The organism is Bradyrhizobium sp. WBOS07, from assembly GCF_024585165.1.
Lineage (GTDB): Bacteria > Pseudomonadota > Alphaproteobacteria > Rhizobiales > Xanthobacteraceae > Bradyrhizobium > Bradyrhizobium japonicum_B.
The window spans coordinates 5,527,449-5,552,141 of sequence record NZ_CP029008.1; the positions used below are offsets into that span (position 1 = coordinate 5,527,449).

21 protein-coding genes are annotated in these 24,693 nt (G+C 65.5%); 15 read left to right on the top strand and 6 right to left on the bottom strand.

Annotation, left to right across the window (positions count from 1 at the left end; genetic code table 11):
• The first annotated feature begins 6 nt into the window (after window positions 1-6).
• Window positions 7-696: a methyltransferase domain-containing protein gene (locus DCM79_RS26335; protein ID WP_257177016.1), complete on the top strand. Its 690-nt coding sequence runs from the start codon at window positions 7-9 to the stop codon at window positions 694-696.
• 122 nt (window positions 697-818) lie between these two features.
• Window positions 819-1,478 (top strand): hypothetical protein, encoded by a 660-nt coding sequence (locus DCM79_RS26340; RefSeq protein ID WP_257177017.1) that lies wholly within the window; start codon window positions 819-821, stop codon window positions 1,476-1,478.
• 308 nt (window positions 1,479-1,786) lie between these two features.
• Here the strand turns inward: DCM79_RS26340 and DCM79_RS26345 are convergent, their stop codons facing one another.
• A complete protein-coding gene (locus DCM79_RS26345) occupies window positions 1,787-3,451 on the bottom strand; it encodes an aminotransferase class III-fold pyridoxal phosphate-dependent enzyme (RefSeq protein WP_257177018.1) in 1,665 nt (554 codons plus the stop codon).
• 35 nt (window positions 3,452-3,486) lie between these two features.
• Here DCM79_RS26345 and asd point away from each other — a divergent pair, with 35 nt between their 5' ends.
• Together asd and DCM79_RS26355 are read left to right on the top strand one after the other, a co-directional pair.
• A complete protein-coding gene (gene asd / locus DCM79_RS26350; protein ID WP_257177019.1) occupies window positions 3,487-4,350 on the top strand; it encodes an archaetidylserine decarboxylase in 864 nt (287 codons plus the stop codon).
• A gap of 64 nt (window positions 4,351-4,414) precedes the next feature.
• Window positions 4,415-4,966: an NUDIX hydrolase gene (locus DCM79_RS26355; protein WP_257177020.1), complete on the top strand. Its 552-nt coding sequence runs from the start codon at window positions 4,415-4,417 to the stop codon at window positions 4,964-4,966.
• A 257-nt stretch (window positions 4,967-5,223) separates the two neighbouring features.
• Here the strand turns inward: DCM79_RS26355 and DCM79_RS26360 are convergent, their stop codons facing one another.
• Window positions 5,224-6,009, bottom strand: coding sequence for a DUF2147 domain-containing protein (locus DCM79_RS26360; protein ID WP_257177021.1), 786 nt, complete (start codon window positions 6,007-6,009; stop codon window positions 5,224-5,226).
• Between the two features lie 193 nt (window positions 6,010-6,202).
• Between DCM79_RS26360 and DCM79_RS26365 the strand changes: the two genes are divergently transcribed.
• The 7 genes from DCM79_RS26365 (at window position 6,203) to DCM79_RS26395 (ending at window position 14,287) form a co-directional block, all read left to right on the top strand.
• Window positions 6,203-7,027: a DUF2147 domain-containing protein gene (locus DCM79_RS26365; RefSeq protein ID WP_257177022.1), complete on the top strand. Its 825-nt coding sequence runs from the start codon at window positions 6,203-6,205 to the stop codon at window positions 7,025-7,027.
• Between the two features lie 424 nt (window positions 7,028-7,451).
• On the top strand, window positions 7,452-8,657 hold the full coding sequence (locus tag DCM79_RS26370; protein WP_257177023.1) for an extensin family protein: 1,206 nt from the start codon (window positions 7,452-7,454) through the stop codon (window positions 8,655-8,657).
• Window positions 8,658-8,901: 244 nt separating this feature from the next.
• Window positions 8,902-10,200 carry a M20 family metallopeptidase gene (locus DCM79_RS26375; RefSeq protein ID WP_257177024.1) on the top strand — a complete coding sequence of 433 codons (1,299 nt, stop codon included), beginning with the start codon at window positions 8,902-8,904 and terminating at the stop codon, window positions 10,198-10,200.
• On the top strand, window positions 10,197-11,036 hold the full coding sequence (locus DCM79_RS26380; protein ID WP_257177025.1) for an ABC transporter permease: 840 nt from the start codon (window positions 10,197-10,199) through the stop codon (window positions 11,034-11,036). The genes DCM79_RS26375 and DCM79_RS26380 overlap by 4 nt, the downstream gene beginning before the upstream one ends.
• Before the next feature lie 22 nt (window positions 11,037-11,058).
• Entirely contained in the window at window positions 11,059-12,069 is a 1,011-nt protein-coding gene (locus DCM79_RS26385) for an ABC transporter substrate-binding protein (RefSeq protein WP_257177026.1), read from the top strand.
• Window positions 12,070-12,130: 61 nt separating this feature from the next.
• Complete coding sequence (locus DCM79_RS26390) at window positions 12,131-13,486, top strand: amidase family protein (protein ID WP_257177027.1); 1,356 nt, start codon at window positions 12,131-12,133, stop codon at window positions 13,484-13,486.
• A 72-nt stretch (window positions 13,487-13,558) separates the two neighbouring features.
• The gene (locus DCM79_RS26395; RefSeq protein WP_257177028.1) at window positions 13,559-14,287 is read left to right on the top strand and encodes a Crp/Fnr family transcriptional regulator; all 729 of its coding nucleotides are present in this window, start codon (window positions 13,559-13,561) and stop codon (window positions 14,285-14,287) included.
• Between the two features lie 15 nt (window positions 14,288-14,302).
• On the opposite strand, the gene DCM79_RS26400 is transcribed toward DCM79_RS26395, so the two are convergent.
• Complete coding sequence (locus tag DCM79_RS26400; protein ID WP_257177029.1) at window positions 14,303-14,638, bottom strand: DUF6665 family protein; 336 nt, start codon at window positions 14,636-14,638, stop codon at window positions 14,303-14,305.
• A gap of 43 nt (window positions 14,639-14,681) precedes the next feature.
• On the bottom strand, window positions 14,682-15,317 hold the full coding sequence (locus DCM79_RS26405; protein WP_257177030.1) for a TetR/AcrR family transcriptional regulator: 636 nt from the start codon (window positions 15,315-15,317) through the stop codon (window positions 14,682-14,684).
• A gap of 195 nt (window positions 15,318-15,512) precedes the next feature.
• Between DCM79_RS26405 and DCM79_RS26410 the strand changes: the two genes are divergently transcribed.
• The 4 genes from DCM79_RS26410 (at window position 15,513) to DCM79_RS26425 (ending at window position 22,215) form a co-directional block, all read left to right on the top strand.
• Window positions 15,513-16,820: an HlyD family secretion protein gene (locus DCM79_RS26410; protein ID WP_257177031.1), complete on the top strand. Its 1,308-nt coding sequence runs from the start codon at window positions 15,513-15,515 to the stop codon at window positions 16,818-16,820.
• Between the two features lie 203 nt (window positions 16,821-17,023).
• Window positions 17,024-18,610 carry a DHA2 family efflux MFS transporter permease subunit gene (locus DCM79_RS26415; RefSeq protein WP_257177032.1) on the top strand — a complete coding sequence of 529 codons (1,587 nt, stop codon included), beginning with the start codon at window positions 17,024-17,026 and terminating at the stop codon, window positions 18,608-18,610.
• Window positions 18,611-18,944: 334 nt separating this feature from the next.
• Entirely contained in the window at window positions 18,945-20,744 is a 1,800-nt protein-coding gene (locus DCM79_RS26420) for an ABC transporter ATP-binding protein (protein ID WP_257177033.1), read from the top strand.
• A gap of 64 nt (window positions 20,745-20,808) precedes the next feature.
• A complete protein-coding gene (locus DCM79_RS26425; RefSeq protein ID WP_257177034.1) occupies window positions 20,809-22,215 on the top strand; it encodes an MATE family efflux transporter in 1,407 nt (468 codons plus the stop codon).
• Window positions 22,216-22,361: 146 nt separating this feature from the next.
• Here the strand turns inward: DCM79_RS26425 and DCM79_RS26430 are convergent, their stop codons facing one another.
• Both DCM79_RS26430 and DCM79_RS26435 read right to left on the bottom strand, forming a co-directional pair.
• Window positions 22,362-23,105, bottom strand: a complete 744-nt coding sequence (locus DCM79_RS26430) for a sulfite exporter TauE/SafE family protein (protein WP_257177035.1) — start codon at window positions 23,103-23,105, stop codon at window positions 22,362-22,364.
• 174 nt (window positions 23,106-23,279) lie between these two features.
• On the bottom strand, window positions 23,280-24,650 hold the full coding sequence (locus DCM79_RS26435; RefSeq protein ID WP_257177036.1) for a PLP-dependent aminotransferase family protein: 1,371 nt from the start codon (window positions 24,648-24,650) through the stop codon (window positions 23,280-23,282).
• Window positions 24,651-24,693: the final 43 nt, after the last annotated feature.

Sequence of the window (24,693 nt, forward strand, 5' to 3'; positions counted from 1 at the left end):
TCATCGATGGCCAAGATCATGAACCTTGACGGCACCCAGCAGCTCGACCTCACCCGCGGCACGGTCGAGCAGGCCTATGACCGCTGGGCCCCGGTCTATGACCTCGTGTTCGGCGGCGTGTTCGCCAAGGGCCGGCAGGCCGCGATCGCGGCCACCAACAAGATCGGCGGCCGCGTGCTCGAGGTCGGCGTCGGCACCGGCATCTCGCTGCCGATGTACGCGCCGCATCTGCGCATCTTCGGCACCGACATTTCGGAGGCGATGCTCGAAAAGGCGCGCCAGCGCGTCGCCGAGTGCAGGCTGAAGAATGTCGAGGGCCTCGCGGTGATGGACGCCGAGAAGCTCGAATTCCCGGACAATTCCTTCGACGTGGTGATGGCGCAATATGTCGTCACCGCGGTGCCGAATCCGGAGAAAGCGCTGGACGAATTCGCCCGCGTGCTGCGTCCGGACGGCGAGCTGATCGTTCTCACCCGTGTCAGCGCGGATGCCGGCATGCGCCGCTTCATCGAGCAGAAGCTGCAGCCGGTGGTGCGTCCGCTCGGCTTCCGCACCGCCGAGTTCGCCTGGTCGCGTTATACGAAATGGCTGGCCGGCGCCAAAGGCATCGAGCTCGCCGAGCGCCGCCTGATTCCGCCGCTCGGTCATTTCTCGCTGGTGCGCTTCCGCAAGGTCGATGTCGCCAAGGCGGCTTGACCTCGAGCGCAGGCGTCGTGCGTCATCGCGCCGGCGCGTGCCACCACATGACAAGATGATGTTGTCACACGGCGTACATCGAATCCCTTTAACCCCGTAGCCGAAAGCATTTGGGGAAGAGCATGATCAAGAATTATCTCGAGCAGCTGCGGATCCAGCGCTGGGACGACCATCGCTACTATCATCACAGCCGCATCAATCAGAGCCTGCACTTCATCAGCGCGCTGAGCTTCCTGTTCGCCTATGTCTGGCTGTTCATCGATCCCGTCGTGTCCGCGCTGGTCGGCTGGCTGGTGTCGATGACCTCGCGTCAGGCCGGTCATTTCTTCTTCGAGCCGCACACCTACGATCACGTCAACCAGGCGACGCACGAATACAAGGAAGAAATCAAGGTCGGCTACAACCTGCAGCGCAAGGTGGTGCTGATGGCGATCTGGGCGCTCTCGCCGCTGGTACTGGTGATCGATCCCACGTTGTTCGGCCTGTTCACGCCCTGGCAAGGCGCGACCGATTTCATGCGGCAGGTCGCCAAGATCTGGCTCGTGGTCGGCGGCGGCGGCCTGTTGTTCCGCACCGTGCACCTGTTCTTCATCCGCGATGTCGAGACTGGCCTGGTCTGGATGACCAAGATCCTGACCGACCCGTTCCACGACCTGATGCTCTATCGCAGCGCTCCGCTCGCCCTGATGCGCGGCGAGCTGATGGACCCCGGCCTGCACCTCAATCCCGAGCACACGCTGGGCCTGATCGGCGAGCCCACGCTCGAAGAGCAGCACGCCTGAGCGCGCTGGTCCGACCGAACTCTCCGATGTCTGATGGGTACGTCATGCCCGGCCTCGCGCCGGGCATCCACGTCTTGGGGGCATTTTCTTCGCCTCTCCCCGCGTGCGGGGAGAGGCCGGATTTGCGCGTAGCGCAAAGCCGGGTGAGGGGGGCTCTCCGCGGGGGCGCTGCTTCCGTATCGCGCACCAACTCTCACCAGACAAGCGGAGAGTCCCCCTCACCCCAACCCTCTCCCCGCAGGCGGGGAGAGGGGGAGGAGAGATCTCACCCCGGAATGACGATGACTGTGTGGGAGGAGAAGCCGACCTCAGCGCCCGAAGCGCTTGGCCAGCATCTCTTTCAGGATCTGCCGCTTGATCTGCTTGTTGGTGAGCACGCCATCGTGCCACCAGAAGCCGTCGGCCTTCATCTTCGCGGCCGCACGGACGAAGCGTTCGGCGACTTCGGCGAAGTCGGCGTCGGTGTAGTTGAGGCTGAAGATCAGCCGGCCGGTGCCGACCCAGCTCAGCGCCAGACCTTCGGCGCGCAGGTAATATTGCAGCATCCAATTGTAGCGGGACGGGGTGGTGTATTTCACCGTCCAGATCGAGGAGAAATTGGCGAACCGCACCGGCAGATCGGCGCGCTCCATCATCTGATTGAGCTTCCCGCAGCGCCCGTTCCAGGTCTCCTCCAGCCCGTCATAGACCGCGCGAAAGTTCGGGCTGGCCAGGCGGCTCAAGAACTCGTCCATCGCCGTCATGACATAGGGATGCGAGTTGAAGGTGCCGCGGGCGAAGCAGATGTCGGCGGGACGATCGTCGCGGAAGCGGCGCATCAGCTCGCGCGTGCCGCAGACGACGCCGACCGGCAGTCCGCCGGCGAGGCTCTTGCCGTAGGTCACCATGTCGGCCTTGACGCCGAAATAGTCCTGGGCGCCGCCCGCGGCGAGACGGAAGCCGACGAAGACTTCGTCGAAGATCAGCACGATGCCGCGCTGGTCGCAGACCTCGCGCAGCTTCTTCAGCCATTCGGTATAAGCGGCGCGCTCGAAACGGCCGCCGCGCGACGAGTCGACCAGCGCGGAATCGCCGGGCGCGTTGGCGTTGGGATGCAGGCCCTGCAGCGGATTGACCAGCACGCAGGCGATGTCCTTGCGTGTGCGCAGCACATGCAGCGTCTTCTCCGACATCTCGGCGAGGGTGTAGGTCTCGTGCGCAGGGATAGGGTTGCCGACGCCGGGCTGCACGTCGCCCCACCAGCCGTGATAGGCGCCGGCGAAACGGACGAGATGCGTGCGCTTGGTATGATAGCGCGCCAGCCGCACCGCTTGCATCACGGCCTCGGTGCCGGACATGTGGAACGAGACCTCGTCGAGGCCGGAGATCTGGCAGAGCCGCTGCACGTTCTCCAGGATGACGGGATGGTAGGGGCCGAGCACCGGGCCGAGCGCGTGCGCGCGCTTCTCGGCGCCCTCGATGCACTCCTTGTAGAAGTCGTTGCCGAAGATGTTGACGCCGTAGGACCCGGTGAGATCGTACGACGTGTTGCCGTCGGCGTCGGTGACGGTGACGCCGCTGGAGGACGCCACGAAGGTCGAGGTGCCCAGGTGCTCGCGGACCAAGCGCGAGAACTGGAACGGCACGCGGTAGCTCTCGGTGAAGTTCAGGTCGGAGATTTTCTCCGCCGCTTCCTTTGTCATCGCGCGCCCCTTCGGGTAGCGCTCGGCGTAGAGAGCGGCGAGACGGAAGAAGCCGTCCTTGCGCTGCGCGGCGATGTTGGCCGGCGCGCCGTCGCACGAGAAGTAGTCGTTCTCTCCGAACTCGTAGAACGGGAGCAGCTTGGCCACCCGTCGCGACATCTTGGAGTGTCCGGCGAGCGAGCGGTGCTTGGCGCGGGACAACTCGATCCGCGCCTTCAGCTTCGGGAGGACGGCGGCAGCGGACGCTGCGGCGGCCACGGACATCGAGAGAATCGGGAGTGTCGTTTCCATGACAACAAGCGCTAAACCTGCGAGCTGACAGATTCATGACAGTCAAAGCCCTCATCGCCTCTTTCACCCAGCAGGAAGATCTCAACTTCCTGTTGACCAACCGCATCCCCCGCGCGGCCCTGACCCGCTTCATGGGATGGTTCTCCAAGATCGAGAATCCCCTGGTTCGGGACTTCTCGATCGCGCTGTGGAAGCTGTTCTCCGATCTCGATCTGTCCGAGGCGCGCAAGGATCATTTCACGAGCCTGCATGATTGCTTCACCCGGGAGCTGAAGCCGGGCCTGCGGCCGTTCGATCCGGACCCCTCGATCGTCGCCAGCCCCTCGGACGGCATCGTCGGCGCTCACGGCAGGATCGCGGATACCGAGCTGTTCCAGGTCAAGGGTGCGCCGTATTCGCTGCTCGATCTCGTCGGCGATTCCGCGCTGGTTGATCAGCACCGCAACGGCTCGTTCGTCACGCTGCGGCTGACGTCGAGCATGTATCACCGCTTCCATGCGCCTTATGATGCGCAGATCGAGGGCGTGACGCTGATCCACGGCGACGTCTGGAACGTCAACCCGATCGCCCTGAAGCGGGTCGAGCGGCTGTTCTGCAAGAACGAGCGCGCGGTGATCCGCACGCATCTTTCGACCGGCGAGGCCGTGACGCTGGTGCCGGTCGCCGCGATCCTGGTCGCGAGCATCCGGTTGCATTTCCTCGATCTGGTGCTGAACGCGCAGACCCGCGGTCCCGTCAATTTCCCCTGCGACGTCAACGTGGCCAAGGGCGAGGAGCTCGGCTGGTTCGAGCACGGCTCGACCATCATCATCCTGGCGCCCGGCGACTTCACCTTCTGCGATGGCATCGCCGAGGGCACGCGCATCCGAGCCGGCCAGGGGCTGCTCAGAAGAAAGTAGCCTTCAATCCGCCGTTCCCGGCGCCTATATCGTCGGTGGGGACGATTCGACGACGGATTTGGTGATGGCGCGGGCGCCGGTGATGGCGGCGGGTGGTATCGTGCTGCGGCGTGGTTCGACGCCGCTGATCGCGGTCGTGCGCCAGCGCAAGCGCAACGAATGGGTCTTGCCGAAGGGCAAGCTCGACGACGGCGAGACGCCGAAAGAAGCCGCGCATCGCGAGGTGCTGGAGGAGACCGGCCACGACGTCGCCGTGCACGAATTTCTCGGCACGCTCGCCTACCAGTCCGGCGGGCGCTCGAAGGTCGTGCATTTCTGGCGCATGGAGGCCGAGGGCGGGCCGGTCCGCAAGCTGATGAACGACGTCAAGGCGGTCGACTGGCTGACGCTGGACGACGCGATCGCGCGGCTGTCGCGCGAATACGAACGCGCGTTCCTGACCCAGACCGGCCCGATCGCGCTTGCCGCAGCAGGGCTGGTGCCGGAGCCGGTGCAATCGGCCGATGACATCGATTCAGCCTCGCAGACGCTGACGCAAGCCGAGGCCGCCTCCGCCGAGGAGTTGCGGCACGGCCTGTTGCACAAGATGAAGGCCTGGCTGCGCGGCGAGGCGTGAGGTCCAGAGCACACTGCTTGCGGTCTGAAGACATCCGCGAGCGGATGGGCCTGCGAGAGCCTGAGCTCCTTCCACATCGTCATTGCGAGCGCAGCGAAGCAATCCGGAATCTTTCCCCGGAGGGTCGCTGGATTGCTTCGCTGCGCTCGCAATGACGGAGGAAAGAGCGGCGTGCTGGCACCAGGAATGTGTCTGCCCGGGACAAGCCCGGGCATGACGAAGATGGTGCATGTGTCGGGGCTGATGCGCTCGGCGTGTCAGCTCACGCGCTTCCAGGTCTGGCCGCCGCAGAACATGCCGCCGAAGGCGCAGCCTTGCACGCGCATCGCATTCGGGCCCTTCATCGCGATGGTCGAGTCGTAGTTGCGGCCGGAATTGGGATCGCGGATGCGGCCGCTCCACTTCGAGCCCTCGGGCTTCATGTTGATCAGGATGCGCTCGTTGGTCTTCTCGGCGTAGCCGCACAGATTGGCGCCGCACTGCTCGACCCGGACATTGCCCTTCCCCTCTTCGGTCGCCCAGATACCGATCGGCGAGTTCGCTACGGCCACGGGCGCGGCAGCCACCGGGGCCGGAGCGGGAGCGGCCGCCACCGCAGCGGGCGCAGCAACGGGAGCGGGCGCCGCGGCCGGCGCGGGCTGCGTCGTCGTGTCGACGGACGGCGCGGCGGCAACGGTCGACGCGGGCGCGGCGGGGGCGACACTTGGAGCGGCCGGGGCGGTCGCCTGAACCGGCGCCTGCTGCACGGGCTGCTGCTGCACCGGTGCCGGCGCGGGCTGCGCGGCCGTGGCCGGAGCCGGCGCGGTGTCGGCGTCATCATCCTTGGAGCCGCCGAAGCCCTTGAGGTTGATGTTGTTCAGCTTGATCGGTTTGTCCGACAGGCCCGGCGCGACGATGGTCACGCAGTTGAGCGAGGCGCAGTTGCGCGGCGTCTCGATGCGGATGTGCTGGCCCTCGATCTGGAACGAGATCGTATTGCCGCCGGCATGGGCTGCGGTCGAGGCAAGGAAGAGCGCGGTGGCGGCGACGGTGAGCTTGTTCATGACAACCTCCAAAATGGCGCGGTCCCGATATGGACCGAAGTCGCTGGTGGATGAAGCGTGGCTCGACCCTATGCCGGGCTGGCCCGGTGTTCTGTGATGGGGGTCACAACGGCGGCGGGCGGCTGGGTGAGGCAGCGCACATTCAGCCGCAATTCCTCTGCGTAAGCTCGTCGCGACATTGAGGGAGAGGGCGATGCAACGGCTTGCGACTTGGCTTGGCACATTGATCGCGCTGATGGCGATCGCGCCGGCGGCCGAGGCCGGTTCCTATTCCGTCTCGATTGGCCGCCACCGCTTCCATGTCGAGGCGCCCAAAACGTGCCGATCCACATCCTGCGTGTCGATCTCGTCCCATCGCAGCTTTCAGCGGGTGGATGACGCCGCGACGAGACCGGTCCCGACGCCGATTGCCCCGAGCTCGCCGGTCGATCCGGCCATCCCACCTCGCCCGCCGCAAGCGAGCGTGGTCGCGACTCCGCCGGCTGCTCCAGCCCCGACGCTGGCCGCGACGACATCGCAGCCCGTCGTGCCGCCGCAGACACCAAGACCAGAGCCACCGAGACCAGAGCAGCCAAGAGCTGAGGCGCCGCGCCTGGAGCCGCCGCCGGTCCCGAGCCCCGAGATCAAGCAGACCGTGGCGGTCGCACGGCGCAGCGACGACGAGCAGGCCTATACGCCGCTCGGCGAATGGGAGAGCCGAGGTGCCAAGGGCACGGTCCGCATCGAGCGCTGCGGCCCTGCGCTTTGCGGTTATGCGTTGACCGAGACCTCGCGCCGGGGCGAGAGCGTGCTCGTCAACATGAAGTCGAAATCGCACGACGTCTGGACCGGCAGCATATACAGCCGCGCCAGCGGCAACACCTATTACGCGACGATGACCCTGAAGAGCTCCGCAAGGCTGCACGTCGAGGCCTGTGCGCTTTGGCGTTTCTGGTGCTCGGGCAATGATTGGACACGGATCGAAGCGCCGCGCGAGCAACTGATCACGACCTCGCGGCAATGGAGTGCGCGGTCGTAGCGTCGCGCAAAATGCCCGCGCCGCTTGCGGGAGAGGGCATGTCCGCGAACGCCGGCGCGCGCGGATAGAACCCCTCATCCGGCGCTTCGCGCCACCTTCTGCCACAAGGGGAGAAGGGAACAAGCCGGCTTCGATGCGCTCGATGAGCCGCTAGATCATGCCGAGCACGATGGCGCCGACGAAGGCCATGGCGAGGTAGGCGGTGACTACGCTCAGTTTCCCGGCGAACGTCATGAGTCGCTCCCTCCACGCGCGCTGCTTTGCGCGCGAGCATCATAGTTAACAGAGAGTCTCGTCTCGATAAAGTCAGCCCTGCTGTCGCTCGGTTTGCCCGGGGGTTCGGCGCGCGCCGGTCGTCATGGTTAAAGAACACTGAAATCAACGTGTTGAAGAGTCTTTAAGTAAATTCACCGAACGTGCGTACATGACGCGCGGAGTTCGTTTGTATCTCGTCGGCTCCATCGTCCTTGTTTCGCTAGCGGGTTGCGGACGCGGCTTCTTCCAGGCCGAACGCGAACCGTGGCGGGCCGAGGCGGAAGCCGCATGCCTGAAATCGGGCGCGGTGAAGGAGGGGCCGGATCTCGTCCGCATCGACCCGATTTCCGGACCCGGCCAGTGTGGCGCCGAATTTCCACTCAAGGTGGCCGCTATCGGCGAGGCCTCCAGCACCTACGGCTTCGCCGACGAGCCGTTGCGGCCGCCGGGGAGCATCGGCAACCAGCCGCGCTGGCCCGTGAGGCAGCCGCAATCGAACTATCCGCAGGGCCAGAACTACCCGGCCTCCGCCTATCCGCCGCAGTCGAACTATCCTGAGAGCGCGGTGCGCCAGCCGTCCGGCTACGGCGCCTCGTCCGGGCCGGTGTCGCTGAACGCACCGGGTGTGGCGGCGCAGGAGGACGAGATCGACCTGCCGCCCGATGGCACCGATGCCGCAGGTGCGGCGCGCTACATGAATTCGCCGAGCTATCCGGCACGGCCGGCGCCTTACTCGCAGGCGCCCGCGCAGCAACCGCTGCCGCGCCTCGGCCCTGCGCAAGGCAATTCCGTCGCCGCCGTCGGGCCCGTCGCGATCAAGCCGACGGCGACGCTGGCCTGTCCGATCGTGTCCGAGCTCGACCGCTGGCTCGCCGACACCGTCCAGCCCTCGGCGATGCGCTGGTTCGGCGTCCGCGTCGCCGAGATCAAGCAGATCTCCGCCTATTCCTGCCGCGGCATGAACGGCAACTCGCGGGCCCATATCTCCGAGCACGCTTTCGGCAATGCGCTCGACATCTCCGCCTTCGTGCTCGCCGACGGCCGCCGCGTCACCATCAAGGACGGTTGGCGCGGCATGCCGGAGGAGCAGGGCTTCCTGCGCGACGTGCAAGCGGGAGCGTGTGCGCATTTCACCACCGTTCTCGCGCCGGGCTCGAACGTCTTTCATTACGATCACATCCACGTCGACCTGATGCGCCGCGCCAGCCGCCGCCTGATCTGCCAGCCGGCCGCCGTGTCCGGCGAGGAGGTCGCCGCGCGCTCGCAGTCGCGCAGCCCCTATGCCAATGCGCGCGATCCCTCCGTCACCGGCTCGCTCGGTGCGCGCAAGAGCACGGCGCGCAAGCGCGAGGATGACGATTACATCGACGAATAGGCGCGTCCGCCAGAGCTGAGGCGGCCGTCCGCCCGCTGCGGCTGGTCTGTTCAGCCAGCGCTGTGCCTTCGGCAAAGCACAGCTGACGCGCAAAAATTTGCGCGGTGTCGATTTTCGACCAAATCATTGAACTGCAATCGCTATTCGTGTCCGAACGGGCGTGGCCGGCAATTGGCACAGTCGGTGCAATGAAGGGCCTGCAACGACGCAGCGCAGCCGGCGCTGTGAGCCAGCGGAACCCGTCATGCAGATGTCTGTCACCCCGCCTTACTCCGATCTCGAGCGGCGCGTGCTGGCGCGCATCACCGAGGAACGCTGGCTTGACCTTGCATCCGAACTGATCCGCACCGGTCAGCCGCGCTCCGGCAATCCGCTCGATCCCGACCTGCCGCCCGCCGAGGAGGAGGCGATCTCCATGTTGGTCGCCGGCAAGCTCGAAGCCCTCGGCATGGAGGTTACCAAGCACAGTGCGCAGCCGCACCGGCCCAATGTGCTCGGCGTGCTCAAAGGGCGCGAGGGCGCGCCATCGTTGATTCTCAACGATCATCTCGACACCTATCCGGTGGTCGAGCCCGAGAAATGGCACATGACGGATTACGATCCGTTCAAGGCGACGCGCCATGGCGATCTGCTCTACGCGCGCGGGACCTCCGACACGCGCGGCAATCTCGCCGCCTCACTGCTCGCGGTGCAGGCCCTGATCGAGGAGGGCGTGAAGTTCGATGGCACCTTGATGTGCTGCTACACCGTCGACGAGGAGCGCAACGGCACCGAGGGCTCGATCTACATGCTCGACAAGGTCGGCCTTGCTGCCGACTACGAGATCACGGCCGAGCCGACCGCCTGGGGAGACGTCAGTAAAGACTGGGGCATGAACCTCTCGGTGGCCAATTCCGGCCATTGCCTGATCGAGGTCACGGTCCAGGGGATCAAGTCGCATATCTGGCGGCCCGACATCAGCGTCAATGCCATCATGGAGGCGGCGAAACTGCTGCCAGGACTCGCGGAGATGACGTTCACCCACGTGCCGAGCAAGTTCATGGGGCATACGCCGCCCTGCTGCTCGGTGGTGCGTATCCGCGGCGGCCTCCCCGGCGAGATGCAGTTCTCACCGGATGCCTGCACCATCACGCTTGCAGTGGTCGGCATCGTGCCCGGCATGACGCTTGCCAGCGTGATCTCCGACATCGAGCGGCTCGGGCAGCAAACATTTGCCGGGATCAACGACGTCAAGGTCGGGGTGCGCCAGGTGCCCGGCTCGCTGTTCGTCAACGCGACCGAGCCCGTGCCGGTTGAGGAAGAGCCCTGCCGCTCGCTTCGCGCGGTCTATCGGCGCCTGATGGGCAGCGAGCCCGGCGTCAATCGCAAGAACGCCTTCAACGACACCATCCGCTTCCGCGAAGCCGGCATCAACGCGGTGACGTTCGGTCCGGGCGAGGACGGCTGGGCCGTCGACAACGAGAACATCTCCATCACCAAGTCGGTGATGGCGACGCGGATCTACGCGCTGACCATCATGCAGATCCTGGGAGTGCGCACATGAGCGTCGAGGCAAGCCCCATGGCGCTTCCGATCTCCGCCGATCGTACGCGGCGGGGCAGTTTGCGGCTGCCAACGGTCTCCCGGTCGGTGTTGCTCTCCACGCTTACCGTCGCCGCGCTGCTGGCCGCATGGACCATCGTCACGGAGATGGGCTGGGCCAACGAGCTGTTCCTGCCGAAGCCACAGGCGGTGTGGGGTGCGTTCGTCAAGACCATGACGAAGGGCTATCAGGGCGCCACGCTGCTTCAGCATCTCGGCGCCAGCCTCTACCGCATCCTCGTGGCGTTCGCGTTGGCGTGCCTCGTCGGCATTCCACTCGGCGTTCTCATGGGCGTATCGCGCAATGCGCGTGCGCTGCTGAATCCGCTGATCGAGTTCTATCGCCCGTTGCCGCCGCTCGGGCTCTATACGCTGCTGGTGATGTGGCTCGGCATCGGCGAGAGCTCCAAACTGTCGTTGCTGTTTCTTGCGGGCCTGCCGGGCATCGTGATCTCGACGATCCAGGCCGTCACCAGTGTCGATCCCGTCTATGTGCGCGCGGCGCAATCCCTCGGCGCGAGCCGGCGGCATCTGCTGTTTCACGTCTATTTGCCCGCGGCGGGACCATTGATCCTCGCAGGTATGCGTATCTCGCTCGGCTTCACCTACACCGTCCTCGTCGCCGCCGAGATCGTCGCGGCCTCGGCCGGCATCGGCTGGATGATCTGGGATGCCGCGAAATTCCTGCTGTCCGACGTCGTCATCATGGGCCTGATCGTGCTTGGCCTGACCGGGGTCGTGCTCGACCTGATGATGCGCGGAATTGCCAGACTATTGATGCCGTGGGCCCGAACGTAATCCTGATCGAGGAGAGATCGACATGATGAAGAGACTTGTTGCCGCGCTCGCACTTGCCACGTTGGCGCTCACGGCCGCCGCGCGGGCCGAGGACAAGCCGGCCAAGGTGACCGTCGGCTATCTGAATTTGGTGAACGCGCAGCTTGTCACCAAGCATCTCGGCCTGCTCGCCAAGGAGATGCCGGGTGTCGACATCAAATACGTCAAGGTCGGCGGCGGCGGCGACATGCTGCGCGCGATCGCCGGCAACGACGTCGATTTCGGCGGTCTCGGCAATCCCCCGACGGCGATCGGGGCGACCCGGGCCCTGCCGATCAAGGGCATCCTTGTGATCAATCTGCTCGACTATGTCGAGGCGATGGTGGTGCGGGCCGACAAGAACATCACGTCGCTCAAGGACCTCAAGGGCAGGACGGTCGCCGCGCCGTTCGGATCCACCACGCACTACCTGCTGTTGCAGGCATTGAAGGACGAGGGCGTCGATCCCGCCTCGATCAAGATCATCGATCTCGCGCCTTCGGACATCGCGGCCGCCTGGCTTCGCGGCGATATCGATGCCGCCTGGTTCTGGGAGCCGAACCTCGACAAAGCCGTCAAGAACGGTGGCAAGATCCTGATCACCTCGGGGGAGATGACCAAGCGTGGCTATCCGACCTGGGACATCGGCGTCGTCATGAATGCGTTCGCGGAGAAATATCCGTCCTACGTCGACAAGTTCATCAAGGCCGAATGCGAGGGAATCGATTTCTGGCTGAAGAACCCGGAGAAGACGGCCGAGATCATTGCGGAGGAGCTGTCGCTGCCGCTGCCCGACGCGACACGGATGATGAAGGGCACCGGCATGGTGCCTTGCAACAAGCAGCTCACCGAGGAATATCTCGGCACAACCGCGAAGAAGGGCAGGTTTGTCGACACGCTGATTTCCACCGCCGACTTTCTGGTGAAGCAGGAGCGACTGCCGAAACTGCTGCCGCGCGCCGACTTCGAAGCCTTCATCCAGCCGGTCTATCTCGAGAAGGTGATCGGCCGCTGACGCGCCGGGCCGGCGGGCTCGTCTCGCCGGCACTTCCGATTCCCGTGAGCATGTGACCGACATGGATATTTCGCCTCGCCGTCTTCGCGCCGCCTATCGCAGCGGAACGCTCAAGCCGTCGACCGTCGCCGCGCACGTGCTGTCGCGCCTGGCGGACGCCGACCAGAGCGGCGTCTGGATATCGACGGCGGGGCCCGAGAACGTCATGGCCGCGGCGCGCGCGCTCGATGCGCGCATCGGCGAGATCGACGGCCTGCCCCTCTACGGGCTCGTCTTTTCGGTCAAGGACTGCATCGACGTCGCGGGCGAGCAGACTACGTCGGCCTGTCCGGAATTTGCCTATGTCGCGAAGGATACGAGCCCGGTGGTCGCCGATGCCATTGCAGCCGGCGGGATCTATATCGGCAAGACCAACATGGACCAGTTCGCGACCGGGCTCGTCGGTGTTCGCTCGCCCTACGGCATCGCGCGCAATCCGCACAATCCTGACTACATTCCCGGCGGCTCCAGCTCGGGCGCGGCGGTGTCGGTCGCAACCGGAACGTCGTCCTTCGCGTTCGGCACCGACACCGGAGGATCGGGCAGGGTGCCTGCGTCCTATTGCGGCGTGACCGGCTTCAAGCCGGCGCCGGGCGCATTCAGCCAGCGCGGCATGGTGTATGCGTGCCGGAGCTTCGACACCATCTCGCTCTACACGCGCGATCCCGATGACGGCTACGACGTCTATCGCGTGCTGGCACGGCGTGATCCCGCGGACTGTTTTGCGCCGGTCGATTTCGCCGGATGGACGGAGCAGCCGTGCCCCGCGCGGCCGCTGAAGCTCGCAGCGCCCCGGGTCGATCAGCTCAAGTTCTTCGGCAATCCGGAGACGGAGAGGCTGTTCGGCGCCGCAATGCACCGGCTGCGGCAACTCGACCTGCCGATCACGCCGGTCGATTTCTCGCCGTTCACCTCGATCAACGACTTGATGTTCTTCGGTCCGTTCCTTGCCGAGCGCGACGTCTCGGTCGGTGCGTTCCTCGACGCCCATCCCGATGCGGGCGTCAAGATCGTCCGCGACCTCGTCCTCGGCAGCCGGAAGTTCTCCGCCGCCGATGCATACCGTGCGTTCTACGAGGTCAAGGAGGTCCAGCGTCGGCTTCGCGGTTTCTGGGATGCTCACGACGTGCTGGTGGTGCCGACGGTCGGCACCATCCTCAGCATTGATGATGTGGCGCGCGATCCGCTGACGGCCAACTTCAACAACGGTTACTACACCAACTACGCCAATCCGCTCGGGCTCGCCGCGATTGCAGTTCCCAATGCGATGACCACGGCGGGTGTGCCTTACGGGGTCACGTTCTTGGCGCCGGCGGGGCGGGAGCGCCTGCTCGCTGACCTCGCCTGCGCATTTACAGCTACGGCGGCCGTGCATTGAGCGTTCGCGCCGCGTTGCAATCCGACCTGATACCTCCTAGCCTTCGAGCCGTCACTCGAAGGGAGACTGATCGTGGGGCGCGGTCATGCGCATGAGGTCGCCGATCCGGGTGAGCCGTGCGCGGAGGCGCGAGGCGCCGGCACCGGGCGCTATGTGCTGAAGTCGTTGGACAAGTCCGATCTGGATCTGGTGATGCGGACCGGCAGGTTGGCGACCTACCAGAACCGCGAACATCTGCTGCGCGAAGGCGAGCCCGCGAACGGCATCCACATCATTTTGAGCGGGATCGTCGAAAGCACCCACGCCGGTACGCAGGGGCGAGAACTGATGCTGGCGACCTGGGAGGCCGGCGACTTCGTCGGCGCCCCCTACATTCTCGGCGATCATCGGCATAGCTGGTCGGCGCGCGCGCTCGGCCGGGTCGAGGCGCTGCATCTCGACCAGGATGCGATCCGCCGGCTCATCGCGGAGTCGCCTTCGTTCGCAGTCGCGCTGATCGAGTGTCTCGGCTTCAAGGGCGAGACCTATTCGATGCTGGCGCAGACGCTGGCCGGGCAGAAGGCTGCGGAACGACTGGTGCTGCTGCTGGTGAAACTGTGCGAGAACGCGGCGCAGGACGAGAATGGTCCGATCTCACTCGGCCGAATCACGCAGGCCAATCTCGCGCGCATGATCGGCGCGACACGGCAGTCGATCAGCCTGATCCTCAACCGACTCCAGGACGAGGGCATCATCTCGACCGGCCCGACCAAGATGGTCGTCAATGATCTCGCCGCGTTGAGAAAGCAGGTGACAGACTAGGTCGAGCTGCTGTCGTCATCTCGAGCCTGTTGTCAACGGTGCCAGCCCCATGCAGCGCTGCACCTCGCCCGGGACGTTGTAGGTGCGCATGATGTGGCGGCTGTCGCGCAGGCCCGTCGCCTCGCGCTGGACCACGAACATCCAGAGCGCCTGGCCGGCTTCCAGCACCAGCTTGCGCCTGGCCGGCTGCATCGAGGCTGCAGTTTCCGCGGCGGCGTGGGCGGCGTCAAACTCGCGCAAGCGCGCCAGCGCCTGTTCGAGGGCGCGGCCCATTCGTCCGAGTGCCGAGGCCTGTTCCTGGACCATCTCGTAGTGGAGGATGTCGACCGGCGGGCGAAGATCACGAGACATGGCCGCAATATAATGCCGCCCCGCCCGCAGGTGCAACGCGCTGCTACTTCGTCTTGTACGCCGCCAGAAACATCCGCGTAGCGCTGTCGACCACCTCGGCCATGCGCTGTTCCGACGGTGCCGGCGCGGCCTGGAACACGAAGGGCAGGAAGAGCGAAGCCTTGGCCAGTTCCATGAACTGCGAGGCGGCAAGATCGCAATCCTCGATATCGAGATCGCGCGCGACCACACGCGCCTTGAGATAACCGGAGAGGCGGCTGATACTCTTGTCCAGCACCCGCGCGTAATAGCGGCGGCCGACATCAGGCATGCGTTCAGCGATCGCCATCACGGTCCGGATCGCCGATCCGCCACCGGGCCGGCAGATCAGGTGAAGGTAGGCGAGGCCAAATTCCCTCAGCGTGGCCTCGGCATCGCGGGCAGGATCGAAGTTGAACACGACCTGGCCGTGCTGGAGGGCCTCTTCCTCGATGATGGCTTCGAACAGCGCAGACTTGTCGGCGAAGTAGACGTAGAGCGTGCCCTTGGAGACCTGCGCGGCGCGCGCGATCTCGCCCATACTGGCGCCGTCGAAACCCAGATCCATGAACACCTTGCGGGCACCGTCCAGGATCTGGCGACGCTTGGTGCCGTCCTCCTCCTGGGCGGCGTGCAGATGGTCTCGGTCGGCTACAACCATTGGTTTAGGGTCACGGAAGATTTTCTGATCAGCTGAACGGTGAAACGCAAATATTAAGGGATTCGGCCCAGTAGGGTGCCGCTTAGAGCCATTTATGTATATTGACCGAACCGTTCGGTCAATGATATTTGAGATCAGCGACAGGGAAAGCGGCCTCCGGCCGGCCGTCCTCGATCGCCTTTTGAGGAGGCCTTGATGGCGGCATCGAGAGACCAGGCTGCGCGAGTCCTTCGCCAGGAAGCGGCGGAGCAAGCCGGCGGTAACGCTGCGATCGAGAACTCTGCTCCCGTTACCGAGCACTTGCGCGGTGAAAGGGTCGAGGAGGCCAAGCGCCGCCCCGCTGAGGCGCTGGAGAAGCCCGCGACTGACGACCCGGCCGCAGCAGCGCCGGATGCACCCGCAGGCGGTGCTCCCAAATCCGGCAAGCGCAAATTCGTCCTGATGGGCTTCGGTCTGCTGCTCGCGCTCGCCGTCGCGAGCTATGCCGGCTATTACACGCTGGTCGGCCGCTTCTACGTCTCCACCGACGACGCCTACGTCCGCGCCAACAACACCATGCTGGGCGCGCGGGTGTCCGGACACGTCGCCTCGATCCTCGCCGGCGACAACAGCCCGGTGCGCGCCAGCGACGTCGTCCTGCGCATCGACGACGGCGACTACAAGATCGCGGTCGAGGCCGCCGCCACGAAGATCGCGACCCAGCAGGCCGCCATCGATCGCATCGGCCGCCAGGTCGCCGCGCTCGACAGCCAGGTGGCGCAGGCCAAGGCTCAGCTCGTCTCGGCCCAAGCGGGCCTGAAGCGCGCCGATCTCGATTACGAGCGCCAGCAGGCGCTGAGCACCAAGGGGTTCGCCTCGCGTGCCGTGTTCGAGAGCTCGGAAGCCGGACGCGACCAGGGCGCCGCCGCGGTCAAGGCCGCGCAGGCCGCCTACGACGTTGCCGTCAGCAATGTCGAGGTCGCCAAGGCGCAGCAGGCCGAAGCGCAGGCCCAGCTCGCCGAGCTCAAGACCACGCTCGCCAAGGCCGAGCGCGACCTCAGCTTCACGGCGGTGCGTGCGCCGGTCAACGGCACGTTCTCCAATCGCCTCGTCAACACCGGCGACTTCGTCGCGGTCGGTCAGCGCCTCGGCAACATCGTGCCGCTGGACGACGTCTACATCGACGCCAATTTCAAGGAGACGCAGCTCAAGCGCATCCGTCCCGGCCAGCCGGTGACGATCAAGGTCGACGCCTACGGCATGCGCAAGTTCTCCGGCGTGGTCGACAGCATCGCGGCGGGCGCGGGCTCGGTGTTCACGCTGCTGCCGCCCGATAACGCCACCGGCAATTTCACCAAGATCGTGCAGCGCGTGCCGGTCCGCATCCGCGTGCCGAAGTCGGTGGCGAAGCAGAACCTGCTCCGGGCCGGCATGTCGGTCTATGCCACCGTCGACACCAACAAGGGCGCGGCCGACGCCGACAGCGAGGTCGACCTCGACGATCCCGCGGTCCATCCGCAGTAGGATGCGGTGAGATGAATCGCGCTGTAGCCGCAAGTGCAGGTGCGCTCCCTCTCCCGCTTGCGGGAGAGGGCTGGGGAGAGGGTGCCTCCGCAATGAGACAGTCCCCAAGCAGAGAGAGCCCTCACCCGGCGCTGCGCGCCGACCTCTCCCGCAGGCGGGAGAGGTGCACCGACCCCGCGGCTGGCGCGATCCCGAGCTGACCCATGGCAACCGCCACCACCGCTTCACCTGCCATGATGGCGGACCCGGCGTCGGAGCGCATCGCGCCGAAGCGGCTGTTCGCCTTCATCATCATGGTGTTCGGGATGTTCATGTCGATCCTGGACATCCAGATCGTCTCGGCATCCCTCAGCGAGATCCAGGCCGGCCTGTCGGCAAGCTCCAGCGAAGTCTCATGGGTCCAGACCGCCTATCTGATCGCCGAGGTCATCGCGATTCCGTTGTCGGGGTTCCTGTCGCGCGCCTTCGGCACGCGGCTGTTGTTCGCGATCTCGGCGGCCGGCTTCACCGCCGCGAGCCTGCTCTGCGGCTTTGCCACCACCATCGAGGAGATGATCCTTTGGCGCGCGCTGCAGGGATTCCTGGGCGCCGGCATGATCCCGACGGTGTTCGCCTCGGCCTATACCGTCTTCCCGCGAACGAAATTTCACATCGTCGGCCCCATCATCGGGCTGGTCGCGACCCTTGCTCCCACCATCGGGCCGACGGTCGGCGGCTACATCACCGACCTGATGTCGTGGAATTGGCTGTTCTTCATCAACGTCGTGCCCGGCATCGGCATCACCGTCGGCGTGCTGGCGCTGGTCGATTTCGACGAGCCGCATTTCGAGCTGCTCGACCGCTTCGACTGGTGGGGCCTGCTGTTCATGGCGAGCTTCCTCGGCACGCTGGAATATGTGCTGGAGGAGGGCCCGCAATATCAATGGATGCAGGACACGTCGGTCGCGATTTGCGCCTGGATCTGCGGTCTTTCGGCCATCGCCTTCTTCTGGCGCGTGTTCACGGCGGCCGAGCCGATCGTCAATTTGCGCACCTTCTCGGACCGCAATTTCGCCGTCGGCTGCACGCTGCAGTTCTGCATCGGCATCGGGCTCTATGGCCTGACCTACATCTATCCGCGCTATCTCGCCGAGGTGCGCGGCTACAGCGCGCTGATGATCGGCGACACCATGTTCGTCTCCGGCATCACCATGTTCCTGGTCGCGCCGCTGGTCGGCCGGCTCATGGCGAAGGTCGACATGCGCTACATGATCGCGTTCGGCCTCGTCGTGTTCGCGCTCGGCTCCTACCAGATGACCTGGATGACGCGGGATTATGATTTCTATGAATTGCTGGTGCCGCAAATCCTGCGTGGCGTCGGCATGATGTTCGCGATGGTCCCGACCAACAACGTCGCACTCGGCACGCTGCCGCCCGACAAGGTGAAGAATGCGAGCGGCGTGTTCAACCTGATGCGCAATCTCGGCGGCGCGCTCGGCCTCGCCGTCATCAACACCGTGCTCAACGACCGCACCGATCTTCACATCAGCCGCCTGCAGGAGCGCGTGACCTGGGGCAACGCCACCGCGACCGAAACCCTGAACATGTTCATGCAGAAATTTCAGGGACTTGGCGATTCCGCGCTGATGGCCATGAAGCAGCTTTCCCAGCTGGTTCATCGCCAGGCCGTGGTGATGAGCTTCGGCGATGCCTTCTTCATCCTGACACTGTTCTATCTCGCCCTCAGCTTCCTGGTGCTGCTGCTGAACAGGCCGCCGTCGCCGTTCGGCGCCGGGGGCGATGCGCACTAATTTGCAACACTCGTCAGTGATCTCGCACGGGCCCCGTTGCAAAGCGCGAACCACACATCTATAAAGCGCATCTCATTCAATCGAACCGGGAGGATTTGCATGATTTCGTCGCATTCGCAGATCGTACGCCCGCGCTCGATGATGGTCTGGCTCGGTATGTACGCGGCCTGTTAGAGGCCTCTTCCGCCAGCTTCGATTGGGCCAAGGTTTCGACCAAGCGTCCCGATCGCTCCGCTTCCCAAGTCAAAGTCAGTTTTGAGTGACGCCGTTCGGCCCTCGTGGCCGGCCTGTGTCCGTCGATGGAGCCGGCCCGCGTGTGCGGCCGGATGATGTCATGACCGCTCTGTCCAAGAGACCCGCCGCCATTCGCGTGGTGCTGCCCTTCGTATTCCGGCACTGGCTGAAGCAGCCGGGGCGCGGTCTGATCGTGGCCGGCGGCCTCCTAGGTGCGACCATCGCCGATCTGTTCATGCCGGTGTTCTCGGGGCACCTGGTCGATGCGCTGACGCGTGGTCCGTCGGACCCCGAGGCGCGCCACGCCGCGCTGGTGGCATTCGGCGCCATCGTGGCGCTGGGCGCGGCCTCGATGGTGCTGCGGCTTATCGGACTGCAGGCGATCGTGCCGTTCACGCTGAAGATCATGTCCGACGTCGCGCAGGACGCGTTCACGCGCGTGCAGCGCTTCTCGACCGACTGGCACGCGAACTCCTTTGCCGGCTCCACGGTGCGCAAGATCACCCGTGGCATGTGGGCGCTCGACCTGCTCAACGATACCATCCTGATGGCGCTGGCGCCTTCGCTGCTGGTGCTGGTCGGCTCGATGATCCTGATCGGCGTGCACTGGACCTCGCTCGGTCTCGTGATCGCGATCGGGGCGATCCTCTACGTCACCACCACGGTGGTGTTCTCGACGCGCTACATCGCGCCGGCCGCACGCGTCTCCAATGCCTGGGACACCAAGGTCGGCGGCACGCTGGCGGACGCCCTGACCTGCAACGCGGTGGTGAAATCCTTCGGCGCCGAAATGCGCGAGGACGCGCGGCTGGCCCGCGTCATCAACCGGTGGCGCGTGCGCGTGCGGCGAACCTGGTTTCGCTACAACTATACCGCCATGGCGCAGTTGTCGCTGCTGCTGGCCTTGCGCGCCTCCGTGATCGGCGGCTCGGTGCTGCTGTGGATGTCCGGACATGCCTCGCCCGGCGACGTCACTTATGTGCTGACGAGCTATTACGTCATCCATGCGTACTTGCGAGACGTGGGCATGCACATCAACAACCTCCAGCGCTCGGTCAACGACATGGACGAATTGGTGGCGATCCATGACGAGCCGATCGGGATTGTAGATGCGTCCGATGCGCGGCCGATCGCGATCGAGGGCGGCGAGATCGTGTTCGACGACGTCACGTTCCACTATGGCGGCCATCGCGCGCCGCTCTACGACGGGCTGTCGGTGACGATCCGGGCCGGCGAACGCGTGGGCCTGGTCGGACGCTCGGGCTCCGGCAAGACCACCTTCGTCAAGCTGGTGCAGCGGCTCTACGACGTCAGCGGCGGCCGCGTGCTGATCGACGCGCAGGATATCGCGCTCGCCACCCAGCAATCGCTGCGCAGTCAGATCGCGATCGTGCAGCAGGAGCCGATCCTGTTTCACCGCACCCTTGCGGAGAACATTGCCTATGGCCGGCCGGGTGCCAGCCTGGAGGCGATCGAGCAGGCGGCGCGGCTGGCGAATGCGCACGACTTCATCCTGCGCCTGCCGAAGGGCTACGGCACGCTGGTCGGCGAGCGCGGCGTGAAGCTGTCGGGCGGCGAGCGGCAGCGCGTGGCGCTGGCGCGTGCGTTCCTGGCGGATGCGCCGGTGCTGATTCTGGACGAGGCGACCTCGAGCCTCGATTCGGAATCGGAGGCGCTGATCCAGCAGGCGATGGAGCGGCTGATGAAGGGCCGCACCTCGATCGTGATTGCGCACCGGCTGTCGACGGTAAGGAGCCTCGACCGCATCCTGGTGTTCGACCGCGGCGAGATCGTCGAGCAGGGCACCCACGCCGTGCTCGCGAGCAAGCCCGGCGGCATCTATCGCGGCCTGTTCGAGCGCCAGGTGGTGGAGCTCGGACATATCGCGGCGGCGGAATGAACGGCGCGGGGCGGCGGGCGCCCCGCTGTCACGCCGCCGAGGAATGCGTCAAGGATGGAACGACATGAAAGACCTGACGAACGGCTCCATCGTGAGACACATCCTGGCCATGGCCCCTCCAATCATGGTCGGCATGGTCACGATCATGATCTGCCAGCTGGTCGACCTCTACTTCGTGTCGGGCCTCGGCGATGCCGCGGTCGCGGGCGTTGCCGCGGCCGGCAATGCCGGCTTCCTCGTCAACGGGCTGATGCAGGTGCTGGGCGTCGGCGCGGTGGCGCTGATCGCGCATGCCGTGGGACGGAAGGACCGGGCGGATGCGAACCTGATCTTCAACCAGGCGATGCTGCTGTCGGTGCTGTTCGGAGCGTTGACCTTGGTCGCAGGTGCCGCGCTGTCGCGCCCCTACATGCATTCGATCGCCGCGGACCAGGCCACGATCGAGGCCGGGACCACTTACCTGCTGTGGTTTGTGCCGGCGCTCGCGCTGCAGTTCGCGACCCAGGTGATGGGATCGGCGCTGCGCGCCACCGGGATCGTTCGTCCCGTCATGCTGGTGCAGACGCTTGCCGTGGTCATCAATATCGCTCTGGCGCCGGTTCTGATCTCGGGATGGGGCACCGGCCATGCGTTCGGGGTGGCCGGCGCGGGTCTGGCGAGCTCAATCGCGGTCGCCGTCGGCGCGCTGATGCTGCTGGTCTATTTCTGCAAGGTCGAGCGCTATGTCGCCTTCAGCGCGGCGCAGTGGCGGCCGCAGCTGCGCCATCTCATGCGCATTCTCGACGTCGGCCTGCCGGCCGGCGGCGAGTTCGCGATGATGTTCATCTTCATGGCGGTGGTCTATTACGTGCTGCGCGATTTCGGCGCGGCGGCGCAAGCGGGATTCGGCATCGGGCAGCGCGTGCTCGGCCTGATCAACATGCCTGCGCTCGCGGTCGGGCTGGCGGCCGGGCCGATCGCCGGACAGAATTTCGGCGCAGCCAACGCGGCGCGCGTGCGGGAAACTTTCATCAAGACCGCTTTGATCGTCACGCTCGTGATGGCCGGCTTCATGATCCTTGCGCAGGTGAGGCCGGAGTTGCTGCTCGGTGGATTCTCGAACGACCGCGAAACCATGGAGATCGCCTATCTGTTCCTGCGGATCATCTCGCTCAATATGATCGCGCAAGGGCTGATCTTCACCTGCTCGAGCATGTTCCAGGCCCTCGGCAACACCAAGCCGGTGCTCTTGACCTCGGCGACACGCGTGTTCACCTACTCCCTGCCGGCGATCTGGCTCTCGACGCTGCCGGGCTTCCGCATGGAGCACGTCTGGTATCTCTCGGTCGCGACGACCACGTTGCAGGCCGGCTTGAGCCTGTGGCTGCTGCATCGCGAGTTCAACAAGCGCCTGACGTTGGTGCCGAAGGAGAAGACCCCGGAGCAAGAGAGCCTCGAACCCGTCGCGCCTCTCGCCCGCGAGCCGGTGTGACGGCAGCTTGTTCCTTGTGTTGCGTTCGTTGGAAGGACGGAAGAGCTAGAGCATGATCCGGAAAAGTGCGCAGCGGTCTTTCGGAAAGATCATGCGCAAACAACAATCTAAAGCGCGATGACGATTCATCCAAATCTCATCGCGCTTTAGAGCGCGCCGAGGCTGTTCCAGACCAGGGTCAGGCCTGACAGGAACAGCAGGCCGAGCACGACATCGCCAAAATGCTTGTCGTTGAGGGCATGATAGACGCGTGCGCCGGCCCAGGCGCCGATCAAGGTACCTGGAAAGGCGACCAGTGCGAGCCAGACCACTGTGAGCTCGACGAGACCCGATGCGGTCTGCAGCACCAGCGCCGTGGCCAGCACCGTGAAATTGAAGAGCTGGAAGATGCCGCGCCGCTCGTGCTTGTTCCAGCCGCGGATGTTGGCCCACAGGATCGGCAGTGGACCCGACAATCCGGCGAGGCCGCCCAGGATGCCGCCGGCAAAGCCGATCGCGCCGTCGGCGATGCGGCCGCCGAACGTGATCGCGAGCGGCCTCTTGTTCAGATACATCGCGCTCGAAAAGATCAGAATTAAGATGCCGACGCTCAGCTTGAACACTTTGGGATCGGCCGAGGCGATCATCATGGTCCCCAGCGGCACGCCGGCCAGCCCTCCGATCAGGAACGGCCAGACCAGCGAGAGGTCAAAGCTCTTCCACATCGACGGCAACGTCGAGGTCTGCGCGATCACCGAGCAGATCAGCACCAGGGGCACCGCGAGCGAGGGCGGCAGCACGTAGAGCCAGATGCCGAGTGCCATCAGCGCCGTGCCGAACCCTGCCAGCCCCGAGACGAAGCCGCCGGCCAACGCGCCGAGGAGCAGCAGGACGTAGGTGAGCGTTTCCAACGGATTGTCCTTCGCCGCGGCGATCCCGAATGGTCGATCGCCGCCGCCCGCATAGCACGCTTGCTGCCGTGCAAGTCAATCCATCCCGCATGCAAGCGTGATCTGCGGCGCGTCGGGCTTTCGCGAAGGGCTGCAAGGATCGTGCGCTGCGGCCATCGCCTCGTCGTCGATGGTCTAGACGATCTGCCTGGTGTCGGCGGGCTTCTGCAGCGCGCCGACCAGGATGCGCAGCGCTTCCGTCAATTCAGATCTGTTCCGGGCCGCCCCCAGCGAGACGCGGGCCGCGTGCGGCGGCATCCCGCCGACCGTGAAAGCATCGGCGGCGACGACCGCAAGGCCGTTCCGCAGCAGATCTGCGGCGACATCGGGCCGGCGCTCGGGCAGCCGCAGCCATAGATGATGCGCTGCCGGCCTCGCCAGGAATTGGAAGCCCTTCAGCGTGCGTTGCGCGAGCTGCTGCCGGCCGATTGCTTCGTTGCGAATGGCGGTGATGATGCGATCGGCAACGCCGGTCTCGATCCAATGCGTCACCAGTGCGACCATCAGCGGCGCCGGCATCTGCACGGTCGCCTGCAGGGACGTGCGCATCTGTCGCTGCGCGCCGCCGTCGGGCGTCACCAGATAGGCGACGCGCAACGCCGGTGCGATGCATTTCGACAGCGTGGTCGCAAGATACGTCCGCTCGGGAATGAGATTGGCGATCGGCGATGCCGAACGGTCGAGCAGGCCGTAGGCGTCGTCCTCGATCAGGATCGTGTCGGCGTCGCGGATGATCTTTGCGAGGGCACCGCGCCGCTGGGCAGAAAGCGTCGCGGTGGTCGGATTGTGCAGCGTCGGAATCAGATAGACGGCCTTAGGCTTGTGCACGCGGCAGGCCTTGGCCAGCGCATCGGGCAGGATGCCACCATCATCCATGGCGATTCCGACGAGCCTGATGCCGAGCTGCACGGCCGCGGCCCTGATGCCGGGAAATGTCAGCGCCTCCGTCAGCACGATATCCCCGGGCTTCGCGAGGTGCGCGAGCAGGTTGAACAGGATCGTCTGCGCGCCGGGAAAGACCACGAGCCTGTCGGCATGCGCGTGCGGCACCCGCCCGCGCATCCAGCGCGCCGCGACCTCGCGCTCATGCGCGCTGCCGCCGGGCGGCTGGTAGTTGAGATACGCCGTCAGGCCCGATTGCGCGCGGATGGATTCCAGCCCGGCGATGATGCGTTCGTCGAGCTGCGCCTCCAGCGGATGCGGCGGCACGTTCATCGACAGATCGATCGCGACGGGATGCGGCAGGTCGACGGCGCGGCGCGCGCTGGTCTCAGACACGAACGACCCCTGTCCGACCCGCGCCTCCAGGATGCCTCGGCGCCGCGCCTCGGTGTAGGCGCGCGTCACCGTGGTGAGATCGATGCCGAGGGCTTTCGCCAGCGCGCGCTGCGTCGGCAGCTGTTGGCCGCGCACCAGCCGGCCGGCGGCGATGTCCGCCTCCATGGCCTCGACGATGCGCTGGTAGCGCGGGCCTGACAGCTCCGAGATTGTCGGGATCCAATCCATGCAATTCCGGCCCTTATCCTTTGAATGTATGGATACAGCCTAT

Coding starts and splice junctions, on each gene's coding strand:
- DCM79_RS26335 (WP_257177016.1), top strand. CDS start 7: ATGGCCAAGATCATGAACCTTGACGGCACCCAGCAGCTCGACCTCACC.
- DCM79_RS26340 (WP_257177017.1), top strand. CDS start 819: ATGATCAAGAATTATCTCGAGCAGCTGCGGATCCAGCGCTGGGACGAC.
- DCM79_RS26345 (WP_257177018.1), bottom strand. CDS start 3,451: ATGGAAACGACACTCCCGATTCTCTCGATGTCCGTGGCCGCCGCAGCG.
- asd (WP_257177019.1), top strand. CDS start 3,487: ATGACAGTCAAAGCCCTCATCGCCTCTTTCACCCAGCAGGAAGATCTC.
- DCM79_RS26355 (WP_257177020.1), top strand. CDS start 4,415: ATGGCGCGGGCGCCGGTGATGGCGGCGGGTGGTATCGTGCTGCGGCGT.
- DCM79_RS26360 (WP_257177021.1), bottom strand. CDS start 6,009: ATGAACAAGCTCACCGTCGCCGCCACCGCGCTCTTCCTTGCCTCGACC.
- DCM79_RS26365 (WP_257177022.1), top strand. CDS start 6,203: ATGCAACGGCTTGCGACTTGGCTTGGCACATTGATCGCGCTGATGGCG.
- DCM79_RS26370 (WP_257177023.1), top strand. CDS start 7,452: ATGACGCGCGGAGTTCGTTTGTATCTCGTCGGCTCCATCGTCCTTGTT.
- DCM79_RS26375 (WP_257177024.1), top strand. CDS start 8,902: ATGCAGATGTCTGTCACCCCGCCTTACTCCGATCTCGAGCGGCGCGTG.
- DCM79_RS26380 (WP_257177025.1), top strand. CDS start 10,197: ATGAGCGTCGAGGCAAGCCCCATGGCGCTTCCGATCTCCGCCGATCGT.
- DCM79_RS26385 (WP_257177026.1), top strand. CDS start 11,059: ATGATGAAGAGACTTGTTGCCGCGCTCGCACTTGCCACGTTGGCGCTC.
- DCM79_RS26390 (WP_257177027.1), top strand. CDS start 12,131: ATGGATATTTCGCCTCGCCGTCTTCGCGCCGCCTATCGCAGCGGAACG.
- DCM79_RS26400 (WP_257177029.1), bottom strand. CDS start 14,638: ATGTCTCGTGATCTTCGCCCGCCGGTCGACATCCTCCACTACGAGATG.
- DCM79_RS26405 (WP_257177030.1), bottom strand. CDS start 15,317: ATGGTTGTAGCCGACCGAGACCATCTGCACGCCGCCCAGGAGGAGGAC.
- DCM79_RS26410 (WP_257177031.1), top strand. CDS start 15,513: ATGGCGGCATCGAGAGACCAGGCTGCGCGAGTCCTTCGCCAGGAAGCG.
- DCM79_RS26415 (WP_257177032.1), top strand. CDS start 17,024: ATGGCAACCGCCACCACCGCTTCACCTGCCATGATGGCGGACCCGGCG.
- DCM79_RS26420 (WP_257177033.1), top strand. CDS start 18,945: ATGACCGCTCTGTCCAAGAGACCCGCCGCCATTCGCGTGGTGCTGCCC.
- DCM79_RS26425 (WP_257177034.1), top strand. CDS start 20,809: ATGAAAGACCTGACGAACGGCTCCATCGTGAGACACATCCTGGCCATG.
- DCM79_RS26435 (WP_257177036.1), bottom strand. CDS start 24,650: ATGGATTGGATCCCGACAATCTCGGAGCTGTCAGGCCCGCGCTACCAG.